The organism is Stenotrophomonas sp. 93052_Sma (assembly GCF_056481145.1).
The window spans coordinates 794,422-815,004 of the sequence record NZ_CM151134.1 but is presented as its reverse complement, the minus strand read 5'-3'; the positions used below and the strand labels follow the sequence as shown (position 1 = coordinate 815,004).

Below are 20,583 nucleotides of genomic sequence, written 5' to 3'. Positions count from 1 at the left end.
CTGGTAGTGCCGGCCGCTGGCCGGCAACCTCAGGTCGCGTAGGTCCATGAGGTTGCCGGCCAGCGGCCGGCACTACCGGGTCACGTCAGCGCTTCTTCTTCGCCTTGCCCTGCTCGGCCGGGCCGATGGTCTGTTCCAGCCAGCGCTCGCTTTCGGCCAGCATGGTCATGATCGACTCGCGTGCACGGTAGGCATGCGATTCGTTCGGCAGCATCACCAGGCGCGCGGTACCACCCAGGCCCTTCACTGCGGCGAACATGCGCTCGCTCTGCATCGGGAACGTGCCGGAGTTGTTGTCGTCCACGCCGTGGATGAAGAGGATCGGATCCTTGATCCTGTCGGCGTAGTTGAACGGCGCCATCTTCTGGTAGACGTCCTGCGCCTGCCAGTAGTTGCGCTCCTCGGCCTGGAAGCCGAACGGCGTAAGCGTGCGGTTGTAGGCGCCGCTGCGCGCGATGCCCGCCTTGAACAGGCGCGTATGCGCCAGCAGGTTGGCGGTCATGAACGCACCGTAGGAATGGCCACCAATGGCGATGTGATCGCGATCGGTCACGCCACGGCGCACCACTTCATCCACGGCTGCCTGCGCGTTGGCCACCAACTGTTCGATGTAGGTGTCGTTCGGCTCCTTGTCGCCCTCGCCGATGATCGGCATCGACGGGCTGGCCAGCACCACATACCCCTTGGCCAGGAACGCCTGCGGGCCCCAGTAGCTGACCGAATTGAAGCGGTACGGCGAATCGGTCACCTGGCTGGCCGCAGCCGCACTCTTGAACTCGCCCGGGTAGGCCCACATCAGCAGCGGCCGCGGGCCGTCGCGCTTCGGGTCGTAGCCCGGCGGCAGCAGCAGGGTCGCGGTCAGGTCGACGCCATCCTTGCGCTTGTAGCGGATCTGCTCCTTCTGCACGCCCTTCAACTGCGGCAGCGGATGCGCGAAGTGAGTCAGCGCACGCGGTGCAGCACCGGCATCGGCCAGCGACTGCACGTAGAAGTTGGCCGGCTCATCCGGGCTCTCGCGGCTCAGCAGCAGCGAGCTGGCCTGGTTGTCCAGCAACGCCACCGGCAGCGCATAGCTCGGCGCCTGCGAGTGGAACAGGCGGGTGGCCTTGCCCGTGGCAACGTCGAAGCGGTCCACGAACGGACGATCGCCTTCCGGCGATGCACCGGCACCGGCCAGATACAGGCTGCTGCCATCGGCGCTGGTCTGCAGCAGCGAGCGCCCGCGGTCGTCGCTGGACAACAGCGGCCGGCCCGGATCGGAATAGCGGTCCTGCCCGTCGCGATCCCACAGCAGGCGCGGCTCGGCTCCGGCATTGTCCGGGGCGATCAGCCAGGTCCTGGTCTTGCGCGTCTTCCACCACGACTCGGTCAGCAGGGCCAGGTCGCCACGGCCCCAGTTGATGCCCACCAGACGGCTGCCGAGCTGGGCCAACGTGACCGGCGGCTTGTCGAACGGCGCAGCCTGCATCAGCACCGCATCGCGCACCTTGGCCTCCCTGTTCGGGTCGCCGCCGTCCTGGGCTTCGGCCCAGACCAGCGTGGCATCGGCATCACCACGCCAGCTGATATCGCGCACGCCGGTCACTTCAGCGTCGTTGCCGGTCGGCAAACCTTCCACCAGCGGACGCACGGCCACGGTGTGCACCAGCTTGCCGCTGGCACGGTCGATCACTTCAATGCGGCGCGGGAAACTGCTCACCGGCACCACGTAGGAATACGGCCGCTGCACCGGCTGGCGCAGCACGAAGCGGCCATCCGGCGACACCGCAAAGCCCATGAAGATGCCAGCTGCGCCGATCGCGCGGGTGTTGCCATCCAGGCTGACTTCCATCGGCTGGGTGGTGGCGTAGTAATCGAACTGGCGCGCGTCGGCCTCGTTCTTCAGCAGGTCCTGGTAGGTACGGATCGACACCACGCCGCCGCCCTGGCTGGTCTGCTGCACGGCCGGGCCGGTCGGAATGCCGTCGGCGGCCGGGGCCGCACCAAGGTTGGCCGGACGGGTGAACACCACCAGGCCGCGGCTGTCCGGCAGCCACTGGTAGCCACTGCCGATCACCGTGTTCAGGCCGGCGACCAGACGACGGGCGCTGCCGCCGGCCACATCCACCAGCCACAGTTCATTGGCGCCGCTGGCGGCGTCGACCTGGTTGAAGGCCAGCCACTTCTGGTCCGGCGACCACATCACGCTGGCGATCGACAGCGTGGCCGGCAGGCCGCTGATCTGCCGTTCCTTGCCGTCGGCCACGTTCATCAGCCACAGCTTCTCGCCGAAGCTGAAGCGGCTGTCGGAGAAGGTGCGCGGGTTGATGCGCAGGCCGGCCAGCTTCAGTTCCGGCTGCGCCACCACCTGGATCGACGGCAGCGACGGCATCTGCATCATCGCGGCGACATCGCGGCGTGGCGACAGGTACAGCGAGGGCGCGCGGCGCGTCCACCACCGCCTGCAGCGCCGCCGACGGCAGTTCGTAGCCGTTGACGCCCTGGGCCTGTACCTGGGCGGGCTGCGGGGACGCGGCCCAGGCCAGCGGAGCCACCGCCAGCAGTCCCATCGACAGGACCAGGCCGGTCCAGCGCCGTGTGCGGCGCGCGTGCATGCTCATCGTTCCACCTGTGTGATGCGTGAAAACACCGACCTTAACAGGCCGTGCACGTGATCCCACCTGCCGATGGTTGGGTCATCCGGATGTCACGCCGGGGCCGCGATATAATGGGGGTTCTCCCCTGCCGAGGGGCGCTGCGACCGGATCCCATGAGGCCCGGCCAGGCTCGGTAAGGTGGCTTTGTAACAACGGCGCCCGGCTAGATGCGAGCACCCGCTCGCCCACAACCGGAGCACACGAATGAACGCTGTTGCCAAGACCTTCTCCACCGAAGGTGATTACAAGATCCGCGACATCACGCTGGCCGACTGGGGCCGCAAGGAACTGGACATCGCCGAGCACGAAATGCCGGGCCTGATGTCGATCCGCCGCAAGTACCAGGCCGAGCTGCCGCTGAAGGGCGTGCGCGTGACCGGCTCGCTGCACATGACCATCCAGACCGCGGTGCTGATCGAGACCCTGAAGGACATCGGTGCCGACGTGCGCTGGGCCTCGTGCAACATCTTCTCGACCCAGGACCACGCCGCTGCCGCCATTGCCGCCACCGGCACCCCGGTGTTCGCCTGGAAGGGCGAGACCCTGGAAGAGTACTGGGACTGCACCCTGGACGCGCTGACCTTCACCCTGGCCGACGGCACCCTGACCGGCCCGGAGCTGGTGGTCGACGACGGCGGTGACGTGACCCTGCTGATCCACAAGGGCTACGAGCTGGAAAACGGCAGCGACTGGGTCAACACCGCCTCTGCCTCGCACGAAGAACAGGTCATCAAGAACCTGCTCAAGCGCGTCGCCAAGGAGCGCCCGGGTTACTGGGGCCGCGTGGTCAAGGACTGGAAGGGCGTCTCCGAAGAGACCACCACCGGCGTGCACCGCCTGTACCAGCTGGCCCAGGCCGGCACCCTGCTGATCCCGGCGATCAACGTCAACGACTCGGTCACCAAGAGCAAGTTCGACAACCTGTACGGCTGCCGCGAGTCGCTGGCCGATGGCCTGAAGCGCGCGATGGACGTGATGCTGGCCGGCAAGGTGGCCGTGGTCTGCGGCTACGGCGACGTCGGCAAGGGCTGCGCGGCCTCGCTGCGTGCCTACGGCGCGCGTCATCGTCACCGAGATCGACCCGATCTGCGCCCTGCAGGCGGCGATGGAAGGCTATGAAGTCAACACCATCGAATCGACCCTGGGCCGTGCCGACCTGTACGTTACCACCACCGGCAACAAGGACATCATCCGCATCGAGCACCTGAGCGCGATGAAGGACCAGGCCATCGTCTGCAACATCGGCCACTTCGACAACGAGATCCAGGTCGATGCGCTGGTGTCGTTCGCCGGCATCAAGCACGTCAACATCAAGCCGCAGGTGGACAAGTACATCTTCCCGAACGGCAACGCGATCTTCCTGCTGGCCGAAGGCCGCCTGGTGAACCTGGGCTGCGCCACCGGCCACCCGAGCTTCGTGATGTCCAACAGCTTCGCCAACCAGACCCTGGCACAGATCGACCTGTGGGCGAACAAGGACAGCTACGAGAAGAAGGTCTACCTGCTGCCGAAGAAGCTGGACGAAGAAGTGGCCCGCCTGCACCTGGAAAAGATCGGCGTGAAGCTGACCACCCTGAGCCAGGAACAGGCCGACTACATCGGCGTGCCGGTGGAAGGCCCGTTCAAGCCGGACCACTACCGCTACTGATCGTTTTTATCTATCCGACGGGGCCTTACCGCCCCGTCGGTTTGAGGGACACAACATTGTTGAGCAACAGCAGTGTTACACGACTCGGCGAGCAGCTGAAGAATGGTAATGACGATGCCAATACGCTCACCGAGCTAGAAGCATATCGTTCAGAATTCGTACCCGCATACAACCACGTAGTTCGAATCCTGAAAGATAAGCTGCTTCTTTCGGTCACCGGGCGCTTCAAATCAACAATTTCGATCATTGAAAAATTGAGACGAAGCAGCAGCAGACTTGCTCAAATTCAAGATATTGCGGGTTGCCGCGTCGTCGCCACTACGACAATGGAGCAGAGGGAGATTGCCGACTCTCTCAGACAGTGGTTTCCTGACATTAAATTCATTGATCGCACTACACGCCCAAGTAACGGTTACAGAGCTATACACGCACTTGTTCGACATGATGGCCGCGTTGTCGAAATTCAAATCAGAACGCTCATTCAGAATTTCTGGGCAAGCATCTCAGAGAAGGTCGCCGATCTCCATGGTCAGGAAGTCAAATACGGAGGGGGGCCTCCGGAATTGCAGCGCCACCTCATTGATCTCTCAGAAGCATTCAGAGTGGCCGAGGATCGCAACGAGCAGTATGCACTGACGCACGTTAGCGTGGTGCAAGCGAAGCGTTCTGGCGTCTCCAAAGACACTTGGAAGAAGCTTCGCGACGATAAATCTAGCGCCAAGAAGAGATATGAAAGCGCCATGAGCCACGTTAGCAAGCTACTTGCTAGCAAGCTGCTTAAGGGAATCTAAATATGTATTACCTTGTTCACTACAATCGGCGCTCCAGATCAGTCCTCAGGCTAAGTGAGTTTGTGGACAGACCTTCTGCATCACGCGAAAAGCTCGCAATTGAGATCAGCCTAATTGGGCACGACGACGGACACGAGGTCGTCATACTGGAAGCTAAGGACATGACAGACCTTCAGCGCAGTCATAGCAGATACTTCGCTGATTTGACGAAGCTAAATCCTTTTGGCCGCAGGACCGAATAGGTCTGATGGTGCAGTAGCCTCGGTCAAGGCAACACCCCTGCCCCGCGCTACGATGCCCCCATGACCCCGGCCATCAACCTGCTCAAGCGCGAGAAGATCGCCCACACCGTGCGCAGCTACGTGCACGACGCCCACGCCGAATCGTATGGGGGCGAAGCCGTCGACAAGCTCGGCCTCGACCCGGCCCAGGTGTTCAAGACCCTGCTGGCCAGCACCGAAACCCACGAGCTGCTGGTGGCGATCGTGCCGGTGGCCGGCCAGCTGGACCTGAAGGCGCTGGCCGAAGCAGCCGGCTGCAAGAAGTGCGAAATGGCCGCGGCCGATGCCGCGCAGCGCGCGACCGGTTACCTGGTCGGTGGCATCAGCCCACTCGGGCAGAAGAAGCGCCTGCGCACCTTCCTGGACGCCAGCGCGCAGGCATTGCCCGCGCTGCATGTCAGCGCCGGTCGCCGCGGCCTCGAGGTGGAACTGGCGCCGACCGACCTGCTGCGATTGACGGCCGGCCACTACGCCGCCATCGGCAAGTCACGCTGATGCGCTGGCCGTGGTCTGCAGCACCGATACCCCGGCTCGACGAAGCACAGGCCGACGTGCTGCTGCAGGACCTGTTGTCGCGCGATGCAACGCGCATCACCGATGCCGCGCGTACGGTCGCTCGGCTGTTCAGCGCCTCATCGTTGGACGCGCTGGTCGCGCATGTGGATACGATCGAACGCAGCTGCCAAGGCATCGCCCTTGGCGGCATGCTGATCAGCAACCAGGCGCACCTCAAGGCGGCCCTGCAACGGCTGCGCTACTGGCAGGCACGCGAAGGCTGCCTGTGCGCGCTCTACCCATCCTATGTGTTCTTCAGTCCCGAGCCGCTGCTGGAACAAGGTCACGTGCAGCTGCGTGCACGGGGCGAAGCGGAGGACGGCTGGGGCGAATGCTACCGGCTGACGTGCACCTGCTGCGCGCAGCAATGGAGCGCGACCGAGCGCGAATACCACTACACCTGGTGGGAGTGGAAGCCCGAGCCCGCCCTGCAGACGCCTTAGTTGAGCTTGAACGTGACCGTGCCGCGTATCAGGCTCATGCTTGGTGCCTTGCCTGCCGCTTCACGCTCGTAGCGCCAGTCACGCGCGTGCTTGAGCGCCGCCGCATCGAGCAGCGGGTAGCCGCTGGATCGGGACAGGATGATCGCCTGGGTCTTGCCCTGCGCATCCAGCAGCAGCATCAGCTCGACACCTCCCTGCTGGGCCTCGCGCATGGCGGCCGCAGGATACGTCGGGACCGACGAAAGTCGCCGCTGGTGCCAGCCTCCTTCCCGGGCAATCAACGGCGTGCTGGAAGAGAGTGGGCAACGTGCAGGCATCTGCAGGTCGAAGCCTGCAGCCCCTTGCGAAGGCCGGGTGGTGGCTGGCGCACCACAGGCGATCGCAGACACGCTCTGCAGCAACGACTGCTGACGCGAAAGCGCTGCAGCGTCATCCGCTTCCACATGGAACGTGCAGCGCCCCAACGTTGCCTGCGCCTGCAGTGAACCCACGCCGGCATCACGGATCGGCGTCACGTCGGACAGGGCACCACAGGCGGCGCCTGCATCGTACTTTGCTGCCGAGCCTTCACTTGCGGCCAGCAGACCTGCGGCGACCCATGCAAACGGCATCCAACTGCGAACATCCATCCCTGTGCTCCCTGCGTTGATTCACTGCCATGGTAGCGCCCCGCTGCAATCCTCCCTGTTCACATGCCGACTGTCCGGCCGCAGCGTGGGCTCACGGCCGCCAGTTGGCGTTGTTCTCCCAGAACGCGACGGAGCGCTGGTAAGCCTCGCGATCCAGCGGCACACCGGAACCGCCCTCCTCCACGCCCAGTGCATTGCGCATCATGGTGATTGGTGCCATCGGCACTTCCTCGGGCTCGGAGGTATAGATGCAACCGACGATGCCCCAGTCGGCTTCGATCGGTGAACCCTCCTTCGCCAGCTGCCCGGCGCTGTACAGGATTACCACCAGGTAGTTCGCGCGCGGTGATTCCACGCCCTCGAACCAGCGCACCAGCACCGGCAGTTCCTCACGGTTGCGCGCCTCATAGCCGCTGCGCAGCTGGTGGCGGTTGGCGTCGGTGACCGGCACCGTCAGGCAACGCGTGCTGGTCCAGTTCTCGTAGACGAACAGCTTGCAGAACGGGGCGTAGCCATCGAGCACCTTCAACGGCGCGTGCGCATTGAGGTGTGCCTCGAACTGCTCGGCAGTACAGTCCTGGATGGTGTTGCCGCGCGGCACGCGCGGGAACAGGCGGGGACGGGCGAAATCGGTGAGGACGATGGACATAGCAGGGCGTGGTCAGGAGTTCCACCGCACAGGGTAACCGCCCCGGAGGCAGGCAGGGCCGGATGCCGATGGTCACTGGCGCCCGCGTCCGGCTTGCAGCACTCTGCGGGCGACCCAATGCAAGGATCGCCGGCTCATGGATGCAGCACACGCCTTGCCCCGTTCCGCCCGCCGTCGGCGATGGCCGATCGCCCTGGCCGTCCTCCTGCTGGCGCCGCCATTGCTGTTCACCGCCGCCCTGCTCTGGCCGCTGTCGGCACCGCCGTTGCCCGAGCCGGGCAACAGCCGCATGATCGTCAACGCGCGGGTGGTGGACGTCGCGCGCGGCCAGGTCAGCGAACCCACCACAGTGACAGTGCGCAACGGCACGATCACTTCCATTGGCGAAGCTCCACGGGACACCGCGTTGCCGGTGCTCGATGCCGGTGGCCGCTGGCTGCTGCCCGGTTTCTGGGACATGCACACCCATGCACTGCAGTTGTCGCCGCAGCTGCAGTTCCCGCTGATGCTGGCCAACGGCATCACCGGCACCCGCGACATGATGGACTGCCCGCAGGCCACCGATCCGCTGATCGCCTGCGTGGCCGACAAGCGCCGCTGGACCGCACAGGCCATTGCCGGGCAGCAGGTTGCACCGCGCTTCGTGCAGATCGCCAGTTTCTACTTCGAGGATCCATCACTCGCGCCGGAGGCCGCCGCCGAGCGTGCACGCACGTACAGCGCGCGGTGTCGACGCGTTGAAGGTCTACAACCAGCTGCGTGCGGACACCTACCAGCGGCTGGCCACCGAGGCGCAGCAGCTGCGCCGTCCGTTGATCGGCCACCTGCCCAAGGCCGTGCCTCTGGACGCCGCGGTGCGGGCGGGCCAGCGCAGCTTCGAGCATGCCCATCTGTTCGTACGCCACTGCTTCGACAACGCGGCGGCGTGGCGCGGTGGCACGCTCGACAGTGAGGATCCAACCGCGCTGGCCGAACGCATGGTCGGCGGCTACCAGCCCGCGCTCTGCAACGAGGCGTTCGGTGTGATGCAGGCCAGCGGTGCCGCGTTCGTACCCACCCATGTCACCCGCGAAGAGGATGCGCGTGCGCGCGACCCCGCCTTCATCAACGATCCACGTCTGGCCTATCTCGATCCACTTTCGCGCTGGGCATGGCGCGATGATCTGACGGCCACCACCGAACGCTATCCTGGCCTGCGCGGCGAAGACGCGTTGAAGGCGTACTTCGAGCATGGACTGGCCCTCACCGGTGCCGCGCATCGTGCCGGCGTCACCGTGCTGGTCGGCACCGATACCGGGCTGGGTGGCTTCCGCTATCACGAGGAACTGCAGTGGCTGCGCCAGGCAGGCCTGAGCCAGGCCGACGTGCTGCGCGCGGCAACGCTGCACGCGGCGCGTCATCTGGAGCTGCAGGCATCGCATGGCAGTGTCGAGGTCGGCAAAGCCGCCGACCTGGTATTGCTCGACGGCAACCCGCTGCAGGACACCGCCAACACCCGTCGTGTGCACGCGGTGCTGCTGGCCGGGCACCTCTACGACCGCTCGCGGCTGGATGCACTGCTCGCCTACACCCGCGCGCAGGCACGTTCACCGGCGGTGATGGCGCGCCTGCTGTGGGGCTTCATCACCAGCCCGGTCAGTGCCGAGCTGTAGCGGCAACTACAACGCCATCCGCTCGCGCAGTTCACGCGCCTGCCGGCGCGACACCTCCACCTCGCTGCCGTCGTCCAGTGCCAGGTCATAACCATCAGCGATGCTGGGCGTCACGCCTCGGATACGGCGCAGGTTGACCAGCGTGTTGCGGTTGGCACGGAAGAACAGATCCGGCGGCAGGCGTGCCTCCAGCGCACTCAGGCTGCGGGTCAGCAACGCGTTCTGGTCGCGGAACCACAGCCGCGTGTAGTTGCCATCCACCACCAGCCGGCGGATCTCCGAGACCGCGACGAACCAGCAGCGTTCGCCCTCGCGCACGAACACCTGGTCCTGAGCGCCCAGCGTGCTGCGCGGCTCCGGCGTTTCGCCCGCCACCACCTCGCGCTGGCGCGCCCGCTGCAACGCTTCCAGCAAGCGCGGTGCCTCGACCGGCTTCACCAGATAGTCCAGCGCGTTGGCCTGGAACGCGCGCACCGCGTAGGTGTCATAGGCGGTAACGAACACCACCGCCGGCACCGCCTCCAGCCCGTCCAGCACATCGAAGCCACTGCCGGACGGCATCTGCACATCCAGCAGCACCAGGTCCGGCGCCAGTGTGGCGATCGCCTCGCGTGCGGCAGGCACATCGTCGGCTTCGCCCACGCACTGCACCCACGGCAGCGCCGACAACAGCGTGCGCAGCTCCTGCCGCGCCAGCCGCGCATCATCAACGATCAATACGCGCAGCACGCCACTCATTGCGGAATCTCCAGCAGGGCCTGCATGCGGTCGCCGACCGGCTGCAGGGTGAAACGACCTTGCGTACCGAGCTGCGCACGCAGGTAGGCCAGGCCGACGCCATGCCCAGGGGTGGGCTCGTTGGCGCTGCCCAGCGGATTGTCCACCTGCAGGCGCAGCACGTCATTGTCCAGCGTGGCACGGATCTGCACCTCGCCGCCGCCGGGGCGGCTGGCGATGCCGTGCTTGATCGCGTTCTCCACCAGCAGCTGCAAAGCCATCGCAGGCAGCTGCGCCTGCATGGCATCGGCATCGATCTGCTGCCGCACCTGCAGGCGCTGCTCGAAGTGGATGGCCTCGATGGCCAGATAGTCGTCGACCACCGCCAGTTCCTCGGCCAGCGTGACCTGCTCGCTGCGGTTGTGCGCCAGCGCCTGGCGCAGCGTGCGCGACAGGCGGGTGACCATGTCGCGCGCACGCTCAGGATCTTCCAGGATCAGCGCACGCAGGTTGTTCAGCGCATTGAACATGAAGTGCGGGTTGAGCCGCGCACGCAGCGCATCGCGTTCCAGCGCACTGCGCTCGGCTTCGGCGCGCAGGCGGGCCAGTTCCGCCCCGCGTATCCGGCGCAGGCTGTGCAGGCTTGCCCAAAGCGCTGCCCACAGGGCCAGCATCACCGCAGTGGTGTACCAGTAGAGCAGCAGCGCCTTGGGGCTGAAGTCGGCCGTCTGCCGCCCCAGGCTCACCCAGTTCCAGGCCAGCGCCGAGTGCAGCGCGATGTTCACCAGCAGCTGCGCCACTGCCGCGCCCAATGCCACCGACAGCGCCAGCCGCAGCAACAGCCCGGCCGTACCGCGCGCCCACCAGTCGGCGCGCAGCGCCAGCGCACGGATGGCACCGCTGCACCCGAACAGGGCCAACGCCAGGCCCAGCGTGATCAACACGCCCGCGCTTCCGGCATCGCTGAAATAGGTCTGGCGCAGGCCGATTCCGGCAACGCCATAGAGCGCCCACACCAGCGCATTGAGCAGCCAGAAGCGTACCGTCGAGGAGGAATCCGGCATGTCCATTTCCAGGCGTGTTGAAACTCAGTGGTGGTGGTCGAGGAAGGCCTGCACCTGACCGCGCAGCCAGCGCGGATCATCCCACATCAGGAAGTGGAAACCCTGCGCGCTCATCGCGATCTGCACGCCCCGCAGTTTCGCGTACTGCGCCTGGAACACCGCGCGTGCTGTCCTCGGTGCCGCCCATCGGCTGGTAGCCGGCCCAGCTGCCCAGCACCAGCGTCGGTGCGGTGATCGAGGCGATGCTGTCACGCAGGTCGGTGGTCATCACCGCATGCATGGCGTCAGCGGTGGTCTGGCGGTCGCTGGCTTCGCCCCAGCGCCCCAGCTCGGCCTGCCGCTGCGGATCGCGGGTCATGCCCGGCAGGCCGGCCTTCAGCTGCGCCTGCCACTGCGCGGCATCGGCGGCGAGCATGCCCTTGCGCAGCTGGTCAGCCATTGGCCGCACGCTGTCTGCGGTGGCGTTCGGGTCACGCGCCGCCGGCAGGAACGGCAATGCGTCGACCACCGCCAGCGCACTGACTGCCTTCGGCTCGGCCTGCGCCACCTGCAGCCCCAGCAGGCCGCCAAGACTGTGGCCGATCACCACCACCGGGCCCAGCTGTTGGTCATGCAGGTAGGCAAGCAGCTGCCCGCGCATGGCCGGCAGGAATTCGGCCGGGCGCGGGTCGGCTGGCGCAGCGCCGGCAAAGCCCGGCAGCTGCACCAGATGGCACTGCACGTCCTTCAGCGCCAGGCAGGTCTCGCGCCAGACCTCGGCGCTGCTGTTCAGGCCGGGGATCATCAGCAGCGGACGGCCCTTGCCGACCACCTCGACCTGCACCTTGCCCGCCGCCGGGGCGCTGGCGGCGTGCGCCGAGCCGGAGCCGAGCACGGCCATCGCCATGCCGATCATCGCCAGCCGGGCCAGGGCCTTCATTGCATACCAGAGTGCCAGGAAGATCTTCATCGTCTGCTCCTTCGTCAGGTGGGTGGTCCCGGAATGGGCTCAGCGTGCCGCCGGCCACGGCACCCGGAGGGCGATTTCGGAGCAGCGGCCGATCGCCGGGGCGAACGGTCGCAGGCGGCTGACGATGTACGTCCGCATAAATTGACAACATCCATCTTGATGAAGCGATATACTAATCCGCACCCGCCGCTGCCGCCCGTGCCATGACCGCCATCAGCTTCGAGTTCTATCCGCCCAAGACCGACGAACAGCGCAGCCAGCTGGACCGCGCCGCGGCCAGGCTGAAGGACTACGGTCCCGAGTACGTGTCGTGTACCTTCGGCGCCGGTGGCTCGACCCTGAGCTATACCTCCGAGACCGTGCGCCATCTCAACCAGCACCATGGCTTCGATGCCGCACCGCATCTGTCCTGCGTCGGCGGCACCCGTCAGGAAATCCGCGAGCTGCTCAAGCTGTATCGCGCCATCGGCTGCCGCCGCCTGGTCGCGCTGCGCGGCGATCTGCCGTCGGGCATGGGTTTCCCCGGTGACATGCGCTATGCCGCCGAACTGATCGACTTCATCCGCGCCGAGCACGGCGATGCGTTCCATATCGAAGTGGGCGCGTACCCCGAAACGCACCCGCAGGCTTCCGACGCACTGGCCGACCTGAAGCATTTCAAGGCCAAGATCGACGCCGGTGCCGATGCGGCGATCACCCAGTACTTCTTCAACCCTGATGCCTACTTCCATTTCGTCGACGAAGTGCGGCGGCTGGGCGTGCAGGTACCGATCACGCCCGGCATCATGCCGATCGCCAACTTCAGCCAGCTGCGCCGCTTCTCCGAACAGTGCGGTGCGGAGATCCCGCGCTGGATCAGCCGCAAGATGCAGGCTTATGGCGATGATGCAGAGTCGGTGCGTGCATTCGGCACTGAAGTGGTGGCCAAGCTGTGCCAGCGCCTGATCGAAGGCGGCGCACCCGGCCTGCACTTCTACACCTTGAACCTGGCCAAGCCGACCACTTCGGTGCTGAAGCTGCTGCAGGGCTGAAAGCACGGCGCGCAAGCGTGATCGGCGCTACCCTGCGAGGATGATCCGGCTTTCCTTCCTGCTGTTGCTGTTGCTGCTGCCGCTGTGCGTGCTGTCGAGCGTCGCCCACGCACAGTCCACGCGCCTGAACCGCTGCACCGATGCCCAGGGCCAAAGCGTCTACACCGACCGGCCCTGCGACAGCCTGGGCGCGCGGTCGCGGTTGCCACCGCCTGCGCCCGCCGGCAATACCCTGCAGCGCGACACCTTGGGGGCACGCTGCCCGCGGCGGCTGAGTGAACTGGTGGACGCGCTGCGCATCGGCATCGTCAGCAACGATGTGAATCGGCTGTCCTCACTGTATCTGTGGGGCGCGGTTTCCGATGCGGGCGCGCAGCGCATCCTCGGCCAGCTGGAATCCTTGGCGCGGCGGCCCCTGGTGGACGTGGTGCCGGTGTATCCGTCACAGGCGCTGCAGCAATCGCAGGATGAGGATCAGAGCCCTGCCGTGTTGGGATCCGACCCTGTGGCCTCTGTGGCGCGGCAACCCATCGGCCTGCGCCTGGAGCAGACGTTGCCCGGCAGCGCGTCGCGCGCGTCGACGGTGCTGGGGTTGCGGCGCCAGTACGGGTGTTTCTGGATCACGTTGTGATCGGGCGGGGTCAGAGCCCTGCTGCGCAGGGATCTGACCCCGCATGCCGGCTCACTCCGGCCACAGCGCGCGGATGGCGGCGATGCCCTGCCCACCATGGCGACGCGCTTCGGCGATGTGACCGCGGCCCATGCCGCCCAGCGCATAGATCGGCAGTGACACCTGCGCGCGCAGCTCGGCGAACGCGTTCCAGCCCAGCGGCACGGCATCGGGATGGCTGGCCGTGGCCTGCACCGGGCCCAGCACGGCGAAGTCGCAGCCCAACCGCTGTGCGGCCTGCAGCTGCTGCAGGTCATGGCAGGACGCGGCCACCAGCTGGCCTTCGGGCAGCGGACGCTGCGACAGCTCCAGCAGCTGCTCGCTGCCCAGGTGCACCCCAACGCCCAGTACGCGCGCGTTCGATATCGCGGTTGAGCAGCCACTGCACCCCGCTGCGACGATGTGCGCGCACGGCCTGTTCGACCATCGCCTGGCGCTCCGGATGTGCCGTCGGCAACCGCAGCTGGATGCGCTGCTGGCCCGCCGCCACCACACGCTGCAGCTGCTCATGCCAGTGCTGCACGCCGTCGGCGTCATCGGCCGGCGCCGGGGTGATCAGGTAGCTGTCGGGTTGGCGCAGCGCGGCCACCACCGGCAGATCGGCCGGTGGCATCGAATAGCGACCAAGTTTATCCGGCGCCACCCAGGTAATGGCCTGGCCCTCGCGGCCACGTGGCGTCCCCTTCCAGCTGCGCACGTGGCGCACTTCCAGGGTCAGGTGCTTGTCCGGGTAGCGCTGCGGCACATCCATCAGCCATTCGCCGACATCGGCTTCGATGCCCAGTTCCTCGCGCAGCTCGCGAACCAACGCCTGCTCGGAGGTCTCGCCGGATTCGCGCTTGCCGCCGGGGAACTCCCACAGGCCGGCCATGTCGCGGTTCTCGGTACGACGGTTGAGCAGCACGCGGCCACGGGCGTCGGTGATGACGGCGGCCACGACGTGGATCGATCGGGTGGGGGGAGCCATGGGGGAAGCATGCCCAGAACAGGGCGGCCCGCGCAATCTCGGATCGGGCCGGATCAGCCCCACGAAACAGCCGCCATGAAAAAAGAGCCCCGCTTTCGCGGGGCTCTTCGGGGTCAGCTCAGCTGGCCGTGGCAGTGCTTGTACTTCTTGCCACTGCCGCACGGGCATGGATCGTTGCGGCCGATCTTCGGCTCATCGCGCTGCGCCTGTGCAATGCCCTGCTGGGCAGCCTGCACCTGCGCGGCTTCCTCGTCGGCACTGTAGCCGCCCACGTCCTGGTGCTGGAACTGCGACTGGCTCAGGCGCGCTTCGGCCTGCTGGCGTTCGGCTGCTTCCAGCGCCTGCACTTCCTCGTCGCTGCGGATGCGCACGCGCGACAGCAGGGTCACCACTTCGCGCTTGACGTTCTCCAGCATGTCCGAGAACAGCTCGAAGGCTTCCTTCTTGTACTCCTGCTTCGGCTGCTTCTGCGCGTAACCACGCAGGTAGATGCCCTGGCGCAGGTAGTCCATGCGCGCCAGGTGCTCCTTCCAGCTCTGGTCCAGCACGGTCAGCATCACGTGCTTCTCCAGCGCACGCATGGTTTCCTCACCGACACCGGCTTCCTTCTCGGCGAAGTGCTGGTTGACGCGCTCCTGCACCTTGGCGGCGATGGCTTCGGCGTCCAGCTCTTCGTGCGACTTGACCAGATCGGTCAGCGACATCTGCAGGCCGAAGTCCGACTCCAGGGTTGCTTCCAGGCCACGCAGGTCCCACTGCTCGTCGATCGAGTTCGGCGGCACGAAGCGGGCCACCACGTCGAAGATCACGTCGTCGCGGATGCCGTCGACGTTGTCCTTCACCGACTCGGCGTCCAGCAGCTCGTCGCGCTGGGCGTAGATCACCTTGCGCTGGTCGTTGTTGACGTCATCGAAGTCCAGCAGGTTCTTGCGGATGTCGAAGTTGTGGGCCTCGACCTTGCGCTGCGCCTTCTCGATCTGGCGGCTGACCAGGCGGTCCTCGATGACGTCGTCTTCCTTCATGCCCATCATGCGCATGGCCTTCTGCACCCAGTCGGAGGCGAAGATGCGCATCAGGTTGTCTTCCAGCGACAGGTAGAAGCGGGACGAACCCGGGTCACCCTGGCGGCCCGAACGGCCGCGCAGCTGGTTGTCGATACGGCGCGATTCATGGCGCTCGGTACCGACGATGTGCAGGCCGCCGGCAGCCTTGACGGCCTCGTGGCGCTTCTGCCAATCGGCCTTGACCGCGGCCTTCTGTTCGTCGGTCGCGCCTTCGCCCAGCTCGTGGATCTCCGCTTCCAGCGAACCGCCCAGCACGATGTCGGTACCGCGGCCGGCCATGTTGGTGGCGATGGTCACGGCCGCCGGACGGCCGGCATTGGCGACGATGGTCGCTTCGCGGTCATGCTGCTTGGCGTTGAGCACTTCGTGCTTCACGCCCGCCTTGCGCAGGTGCTCGGACAGCATTTCCGAGGTTTCGATCGAGGTGGTACCCACCAGCACCGGCTGGCCGCGCTTGGCGCACTCTTCGATGTCGGCCAGCACCGCATTGAACTTGCCCTTGCGGTTCAGGAATACCTGGTCCGGGCTGTCCTTGCGGATGGTCGGGCGGTTGGTCGGGATCACCACCACTTCGAGGCCGTAGATGCTCTGGAACTCGAAGGCTTCGGTATCAGCCGTACCGGTCATGCCGGACAGCTTCTTGTACATGCGGAACAGGTTCTGGAAGGTGATGCTCGCCAGCGTCTGGTTCTCGCGCTGGACCGGCACGCCTTCCTTCGCTTCCACCGCCTGGTGCAGGCCATCGGACCAGCGGCGGCCGGACAGGGTGCGGCCGGTGAACTCATCGACGATGACCACTTCGCCATCGCGCACGATGTAATCCACGTCACGCTGGTAGATCGCGTGCGCGCGCAGCGCGGCGTTCAGGTGGTGGACCACGGTCAGGTTCTGCGGCGCGTACAGGCCTTCGGTCTCGCCGTCGAGGATGCCGGCCTCGACCAGCAGCTGCTCGGCGTGCTCCATGCCCGCTTCGGACAGGTGCACCTGCTTGCCCTTCTCATCGACCCAGAAGTCGCCTTCGCCGTCTTCCGCTTCCTGCTTGACCAGGTTCGGCACGACGCGGTTGACGCGGATGTACAGCTCCGGGGAATCGTCGGCCGGGCCGGAGATGATCAGCGGGGTACGCGCTTCGTCGATCAGGATGGAGTCGACTTCGTCGACGATGGCGTAGTGCAGGCCGCGCTGGTAGCGGTCGGCCTTGGACAGCGCCATGTTGTCGCGCAGGTAGTCGAAGCCGAATTCGTTGTTGGTGCCGTAGGTGATGTCCGAGGCGTAGGCTTCGCGCTTGTCGCTGTGCGGCATGCCCGGGTACACCACGCCCACGCTCAGGCCCAGCCAGTTGTACAGCTTGCCCATCTGCGCGGCGTCGCGGCGGGCCAGGTAGTCGTTCACGGTGACCACGTGCACGCCCTTGCCTTCCAGCGCGTTGAGGTACACCGGCAGGGTCGCCACCAGGGTCTTGCCTTCACCGGTGCGCATTTCTGCGATCTTGCCCAGGTGAAGCACCATGCCGCCGATCAGCTGCACGTCGTAGTGGCGCATGCCCAGCACGCGGCGACCGGCTTCGCGGCAGACCGCGAACGCTTCCGGCAGCACCTTGTCCAAGGCTTCACCGTCGGCGATGCGCTGCTTGAACTCCGGCGTCTTGGCCTGAAGCTGCTCGTCGGAAAGCTTCTCGATCTCCGGCTCCAGCGCATTGATCTTGGCGACGATGCGGTTGAGCTGGCGCAGCTGTCGTTCGTTACGACTGCCAAATACGCGGGTAAGCAGGCTGTTGATCATTGAAGGAACCGGGTTGGATGGACACGACGCCCGGCCTCCCCCTTGGGATCCGTCCGCCGCAAACGAAACAGGGCGCCTGGCGCCCTGTCGATGGCAACACCCATTGTAGCTTGGGACGGCCGCAAGGGGTTTCAACCCTTTGGCGGCAATGGCATCCGAACACTCCCGGTAGTGCCGGCCGCTGGCCGGGTACGCGTCAGCGCATGCGCGCTGGCGCTCCCACGCTTCGCTGCGCGAACCGTGGGCCCCACTTACCTCGCCTCCACACCCCCGCGCCTACGGCGCTGCCCCCGTACTCCGGGGGCGGTAGTGCCGACGGCAGCCGGCACCCCAATGGGGCATCAGCCGCGGCTGACGCGGCCGACCGGCGTGTTGCCGCCGTCGCCGAGGAACTTGCGCGGGTTGACCACGTTGCCGTTTTCCCACACTTCGAAGTGCACGTGGGCGCCGGTCGAACGACCGGTGGAACCGGCCTTGGCCACTTCCTGCCCGGCACGGACCAGGTCGCCGACCTTCACCACCAGGCGCGAATTGTGCGCGTAGCGGGTGACGTAGCCGTTACCGTGGTCGACGTCGACCACGTTGCCGTAGCCGCCCTTCACGCCGGAGAAGCTGACCACGCCTTCGGCCACGGCCATCACCGGGTCACCGACCCTGGCGTGGAAGTCCATGCCCTTGTGGGTGGCGGCACCGCGGCCGAACGGGTCGGCACGGGTGCCGAAACCGGAGGTCACGTAGCTGTTGCGGATCGGCATGCGCGACGGCACGGCGTTCTGCTGCAGCTGGTGGTCGAACATCAGCGATTCCATCACCGACAGCTGGCGGCCTGAAGCAGCGAAGCGCTGCTCCAGCACCTGTAAGTCGGCGTTGACGTCCTTGACCGGGATGTCGCTGGTCGGGCCGCCGGCGTCGCCGTCACCGAGACCGGGGGTCTCGTTGAAGTCGAACTCGCCGTCTTCCAGCTTGCCCATCTGGGTCAGCCGTTCGCCGAGGGCGTTGAGGCGGGTGGCCTGGGCCTGCAGCTCGCCGAGGCGGGCCGCCAGCGCGTTGACCTGGGTCTGCGCATCGCGCTTGATCTTGGCCAGCTCTGCATCCTGGCGCTCGACCTTGGCCTGCAGGCGGGAATCATTCAGCGCGCTGGCGCCAATGCCGCCGGCAAGGCCGATAATGCAGCCTACCCCGAGCACGCTGCCCAGCAGGGCGCGGGGGCGGTCCTCGAAATAGAACCGCAAACGCGCGATCGGCGACGCTTTGGCCTGTCCTTCACGCGTTTTGATTACGATCTTTTTGAATGCCATCAGTGAGTTTTCATGTCTGAGCCGAAATCCAGCGTTCGCCCCGCGTCAGTGCCGAAGCCGGCGCTGGATGCGGTGATGGCGGACAAAAGCGGGAACCCGCTGCGGCGTGCCTTGTGGCTTGACGCGCTGGACCGTCAGTTGCGCCCCCAGTTGCCGCCACCTCTGCGCAGCCGTTGCCGGCTGGCCAATGTGGACGGGGAACACCTCGTTTTTCTCGTCGAGTCCCCGGTCTGGCATGCCAAGTTGCGGCTTGCCGAAGCCCAGTTGCTCGACGCGGCCCGTTCCATCGGGCTGAAGGCCACCAGGGTGACCATCAAGACTGCGTCTCCCACTCCCACGCGCTCCCCAGCGCTCGACAACCGGAATGGACCCCACGCAGTTTCAGCCGCCACGCACAAAGGGCTACGCGACGCCTTGGCTTGCCTGCAGGACGTTCCTTCGAAGCCGAAGAAGCGGTCCTGACGACAACGGAGCATCCGGCTCCGCTCCCCGTCGCGCGTGTCACCACGGCGTGAAACATTTCGGGGGCCGGGTCGCATCCTAGCTGCCATCCGGGGGCCTGTCGTTAGATTGTTGTTAAAACTACGTTAAATTCAGGCTTCCGATCCAACAGGTTCACAAAACCGTGACCTCGAACCGGCCTTGACGCGCGTCAAGCATGCTGAATGCGCCGGACACGCCTGAAACGACAACGCCGCCCTGGAAGGCGGCGCTTTTGTCTTTCAATTCAACGATCTACAGGAATCAGGCGTAGGCCGGAGTGGCATATTCCACCGGGTCCGGGGTGGCCGGCGAGTCGAAGCTGACCCATTCCCAGGCGGTGGCGTCGGCCATCAGCGCCCGCACCAGCTTGTTGTTGAGGGCGTGACCGGACTTGAAGCCTTCGTAGGCACCCAGCACCTGGCCACCGGCCAGATAGAGGTCGCCGATCGCGTCGAGGATCTTGTGGCGCACGAATTCGTCGGCGTAGCGCAGGCCGTCTTCGTTGAGCACGCGGAACTCGTCCAGCACGATGGCGTTGTCCATCGAACCGCCCAGGCCCAGGTTGCGCTCGCGCATGTATTCCAGGTCGCGCATGAAACCGAAGGTGCGCGCGGGAGATTTCCTTGGTGTAGGCCAGCGTCGAGAACTCGATTTCCTGGCGCGACTGCTTGGCCGGGATCATCGGGTGATCGAACTGGATGGTGAAGCCCAGCTTGTAGCCCTCGTACGGGCTGAAGCGGGCCACCTTGTCGCCCTCGGTCACTTCCACGGTCTTCAGCACGCGGATGAAGCGCTTGGGCGCATCCTGTTCCACGATGCCTGCCGACTGCAGCAGGAACACGAACGGGCCGGCCGAACCGTCCATGATCGGCAGCTCGGCCGAGGACAGTTCGACGATGATGTTGTCCACACCCAGGCCGGCCAGCGCCGACATCAGGTGTTCGACGGTCTGGATCTTGGCGTCGTTGCAGGTCAGGCCGGTGCACAGGGTCACTTCGGTGACCAGTTCGGCCTTGGCCGGCACTTCCACCACCGGGTCCAGGTCCACGCGACGGAACACGATCCCATGGTTGACCGGTGCCGGGCGCAGGGTCATGTAGACCTTGTCACCGCTGTGCAGGCCAACGCCGGTGGCGCGGATCGTGTTCTTGAGGGTGCGTTGCTGGATCATGGGGGATGGGCCGGAAGTGACACATTAGATTAACACGCGCCCTCCCCTACCCTGGCTGAAACGCCAGTGAAGGCTGCAGGCAGGACGCACCGGCACGCCGTGG

Annotated in this window: 16 protein-coding genes, 4 pseudogenes and 1 riboswitch; of the genes and pseudogenes, 9 read left to right on the top strand and 11 right to left on the bottom strand. The window is 66.0% G+C overall.

All coding sequences use genetic code 11. The features are described 5' to 3' along the window. Positions 1-85: 85 nt before the first annotated feature. Positions 86-2,600 (bottom strand): annotated as a pseudogene (locus ACZK2V_RS03730) (S9 family peptidase). A 120-nt stretch (positions 2,601-2,720) separates the two neighbouring features. Continuing rightward, positions 2,721-2,804: riboswitch (S-adenosyl-L-homocysteine riboswitch) on the top strand. Positions 2,805-2,840: 36 nt separating this feature from the next. On the opposite strand from ACZK2V_RS03730, the pseudogene ahcY reads away from it, so the two are divergent. From ahcY to ACZK2V_RS03710, 4 genes and pseudogenes are all read left to right on the top strand, one after another. Next, positions 2,841-4,284: pseudogene (ahcY, locus tag ACZK2V_RS03725) on the top strand (adenosylhomocysteinase). Positions 4,285-4,343: 59 nt separating this feature from the next. After that, entirely contained in the window at positions 4,344-5,075 is a 732-nt protein-coding gene (locus ACZK2V_RS03720) for a GTP pyrophosphokinase (protein WP_161802495.1), read from the top strand. A 302-nt stretch (positions 5,076-5,377) separates the two neighbouring features. Beyond that, positions 5,378-5,851, top strand: coding sequence for a Cys-tRNA(Pro) deacylase (gene ybaK, locus ACZK2V_RS03715; RefSeq protein WP_049425053.1), 474 nt, complete (start codon positions 5,378-5,380; stop codon positions 5,849-5,851). Beyond that, positions 5,851-6,354 carry a hypothetical protein gene (locus ACZK2V_RS03710; protein WP_049461611.1) on the top strand — a complete coding sequence of 168 codons (504 nt, stop codon included), beginning with the start codon at positions 5,851-5,853 and terminating at the stop codon, positions 6,352-6,354. The genes ybaK and ACZK2V_RS03710 overlap by 1 nt, the downstream gene beginning before the upstream one ends. Here ACZK2V_RS03710 and ACZK2V_RS03705 read toward each other — a convergent pair. Together ACZK2V_RS03705 and ACZK2V_RS03700 are read right to left on the bottom strand one after the other, a co-directional pair. Next, entirely contained in the window at positions 6,351-6,965 is a 615-nt protein-coding gene (locus ACZK2V_RS03705) for an energy transducer TonB (protein WP_049461612.1), read from the bottom strand. The two genes, ACZK2V_RS03710 and ACZK2V_RS03705, sit on opposite strands and share 4 nt — an antisense overlap. A 109-nt stretch (positions 6,966-7,074) precedes the next feature. After that, complete coding sequence (locus tag ACZK2V_RS03700; protein WP_049461613.1) at positions 7,075-7,632, bottom strand: DUF3228 family protein; 558 nt, start codon at positions 7,630-7,632, stop codon at positions 7,075-7,077. A 154-nt stretch (positions 7,633-7,786) separates the two neighbouring features. Between ACZK2V_RS03700 and ACZK2V_RS03695 the strand changes: the two genes are divergently transcribed. Together ACZK2V_RS03695 and ACZK2V_RS03690 are read left to right on the top strand one after the other, a co-directional pair. Then, positions 7,787-8,584, top strand: a complete 798-nt coding sequence (locus ACZK2V_RS03695; RefSeq protein WP_486322926.1) for a hypothetical protein — start codon at positions 7,787-7,789, stop codon at positions 8,582-8,584. A gap of 25 nt (positions 8,585-8,609) precedes the next feature. Further along, positions 8,610-9,284 (top strand): amidohydrolase family protein, encoded by a 675-nt coding sequence (locus ACZK2V_RS03690; RefSeq protein WP_486323304.1) that lies wholly within the window; start codon positions 8,610-8,612, stop codon positions 9,282-9,284. 6 nt (positions 9,285-9,290) lie between these two features. Here the strand turns inward: ACZK2V_RS03690 and ACZK2V_RS03685 are convergent, their stop codons facing one another. The 3 genes and pseudogenes from ACZK2V_RS03685 to ACZK2V_RS03675 form a co-directional block, all read right to left on the bottom strand. Continuing rightward, positions 9,291-10,022 (bottom strand): LytR/AlgR family response regulator transcription factor, encoded by a 732-nt coding sequence (locus tag ACZK2V_RS03685; protein WP_049461615.1) that lies wholly within the window; start codon positions 10,020-10,022, stop codon positions 9,291-9,293. After that, positions 10,019-11,065: a sensor histidine kinase gene (locus ACZK2V_RS03680; RefSeq protein ID WP_049461616.1), complete on the bottom strand. Its 1,047-nt coding sequence runs from the start codon at positions 11,063-11,065 to the stop codon at positions 10,019-10,021. Before ACZK2V_RS03680 ends, ACZK2V_RS03685 begins: the two co-directional genes overlap by 4 nt. A 24-nt stretch (positions 11,066-11,089) precedes the next feature. Next, positions 11,090-12,014: pseudogene (locus ACZK2V_RS03675) on the bottom strand (alpha/beta fold hydrolase). A gap of 203 nt (positions 12,015-12,217) precedes the next feature. On the opposite strand from ACZK2V_RS03675, the gene metF reads away from it, so the two are divergent. Both metF and ACZK2V_RS03665 read left to right on the top strand, forming a co-directional pair. After that, positions 12,218-13,045, top strand: a complete 828-nt coding sequence (gene metF / locus ACZK2V_RS03670; protein ID WP_049399801.1) for a methylenetetrahydrofolate reductase [NAD(P)H] — start codon at positions 12,218-12,220, stop codon at positions 13,043-13,045. A 40-nt stretch (positions 13,046-13,085) separates the two neighbouring features. After that, on the top strand, positions 13,086-13,676 hold the full coding sequence (locus tag ACZK2V_RS03665) for a DUF4124 domain-containing protein (RefSeq protein ID WP_049461618.1): 591 nt from the start codon (positions 13,086-13,088) through the stop codon (positions 13,674-13,676). Positions 13,677-13,727: 51 nt separating this feature from the next. Here ACZK2V_RS03665 and ACZK2V_RS03660 read toward each other — a convergent pair whose 3' ends face one another. The 4 genes from ACZK2V_RS03660 to ACZK2V_RS03645 all read right to left on the bottom strand — a co-directional run bounded on the left by ACZK2V_RS03660 (position 13,728) and on the right by ACZK2V_RS03645 (position 18,826). Next, a complete protein-coding gene (locus tag ACZK2V_RS03660; RefSeq protein WP_486322925.1) occupies positions 13,728-14,051 on the bottom strand; it encodes a thiamine phosphate synthase in 324 nt (107 codons plus the stop codon). Next, on the bottom strand, positions 13,969-14,652 hold the full coding sequence (mutT, locus tag ACZK2V_RS03655) for an 8-oxo-dGTP diphosphatase MutT (RefSeq protein ID WP_486322924.1): 684 nt from the start codon (positions 14,650-14,652) through the stop codon (positions 13,969-13,971). Before mutT ends, ACZK2V_RS03660 begins: the two co-directional genes overlap by 83 nt. Before the next feature lie 143 nt (positions 14,653-14,795). Beyond that, positions 14,796-17,528 carry a preprotein translocase subunit SecA gene (gene secA / locus ACZK2V_RS03650; protein ID WP_032129708.1) on the bottom strand — a complete coding sequence of 911 codons (2,733 nt, stop codon included), beginning with the start codon at positions 17,526-17,528 and terminating at the stop codon, positions 14,796-14,798. 341 nt (positions 17,529-17,869) lie between these two features. Continuing rightward, entirely contained in the window at positions 17,870-18,826 is a 957-nt protein-coding gene (locus tag ACZK2V_RS03645) for a M23 family metallopeptidase (RefSeq protein ID WP_049461620.1), read from the bottom strand. A gap of 12 nt (positions 18,827-18,838) precedes the next feature. Here ACZK2V_RS03645 and ACZK2V_RS03640 point away from each other — a divergent pair, with 12 nt between their 5' ends. Beyond that, positions 18,839-19,288: a DciA family protein gene (locus ACZK2V_RS03640; RefSeq protein ID WP_005408086.1), complete on the top strand. Its 450-nt coding sequence runs from the start codon at positions 18,839-18,841 to the stop codon at positions 19,286-19,288. Between the two features lie 282 nt (positions 19,289-19,570). Here ACZK2V_RS03640 and lpxC read toward each other — a convergent pair. Further along, positions 19,571-20,480: pseudogene (gene lpxC, locus ACZK2V_RS03635) on the bottom strand (UDP-3-O-acyl-N-acetylglucosamine deacetylase). Positions 20,481-20,583: the final 103 nt, after the last annotated feature.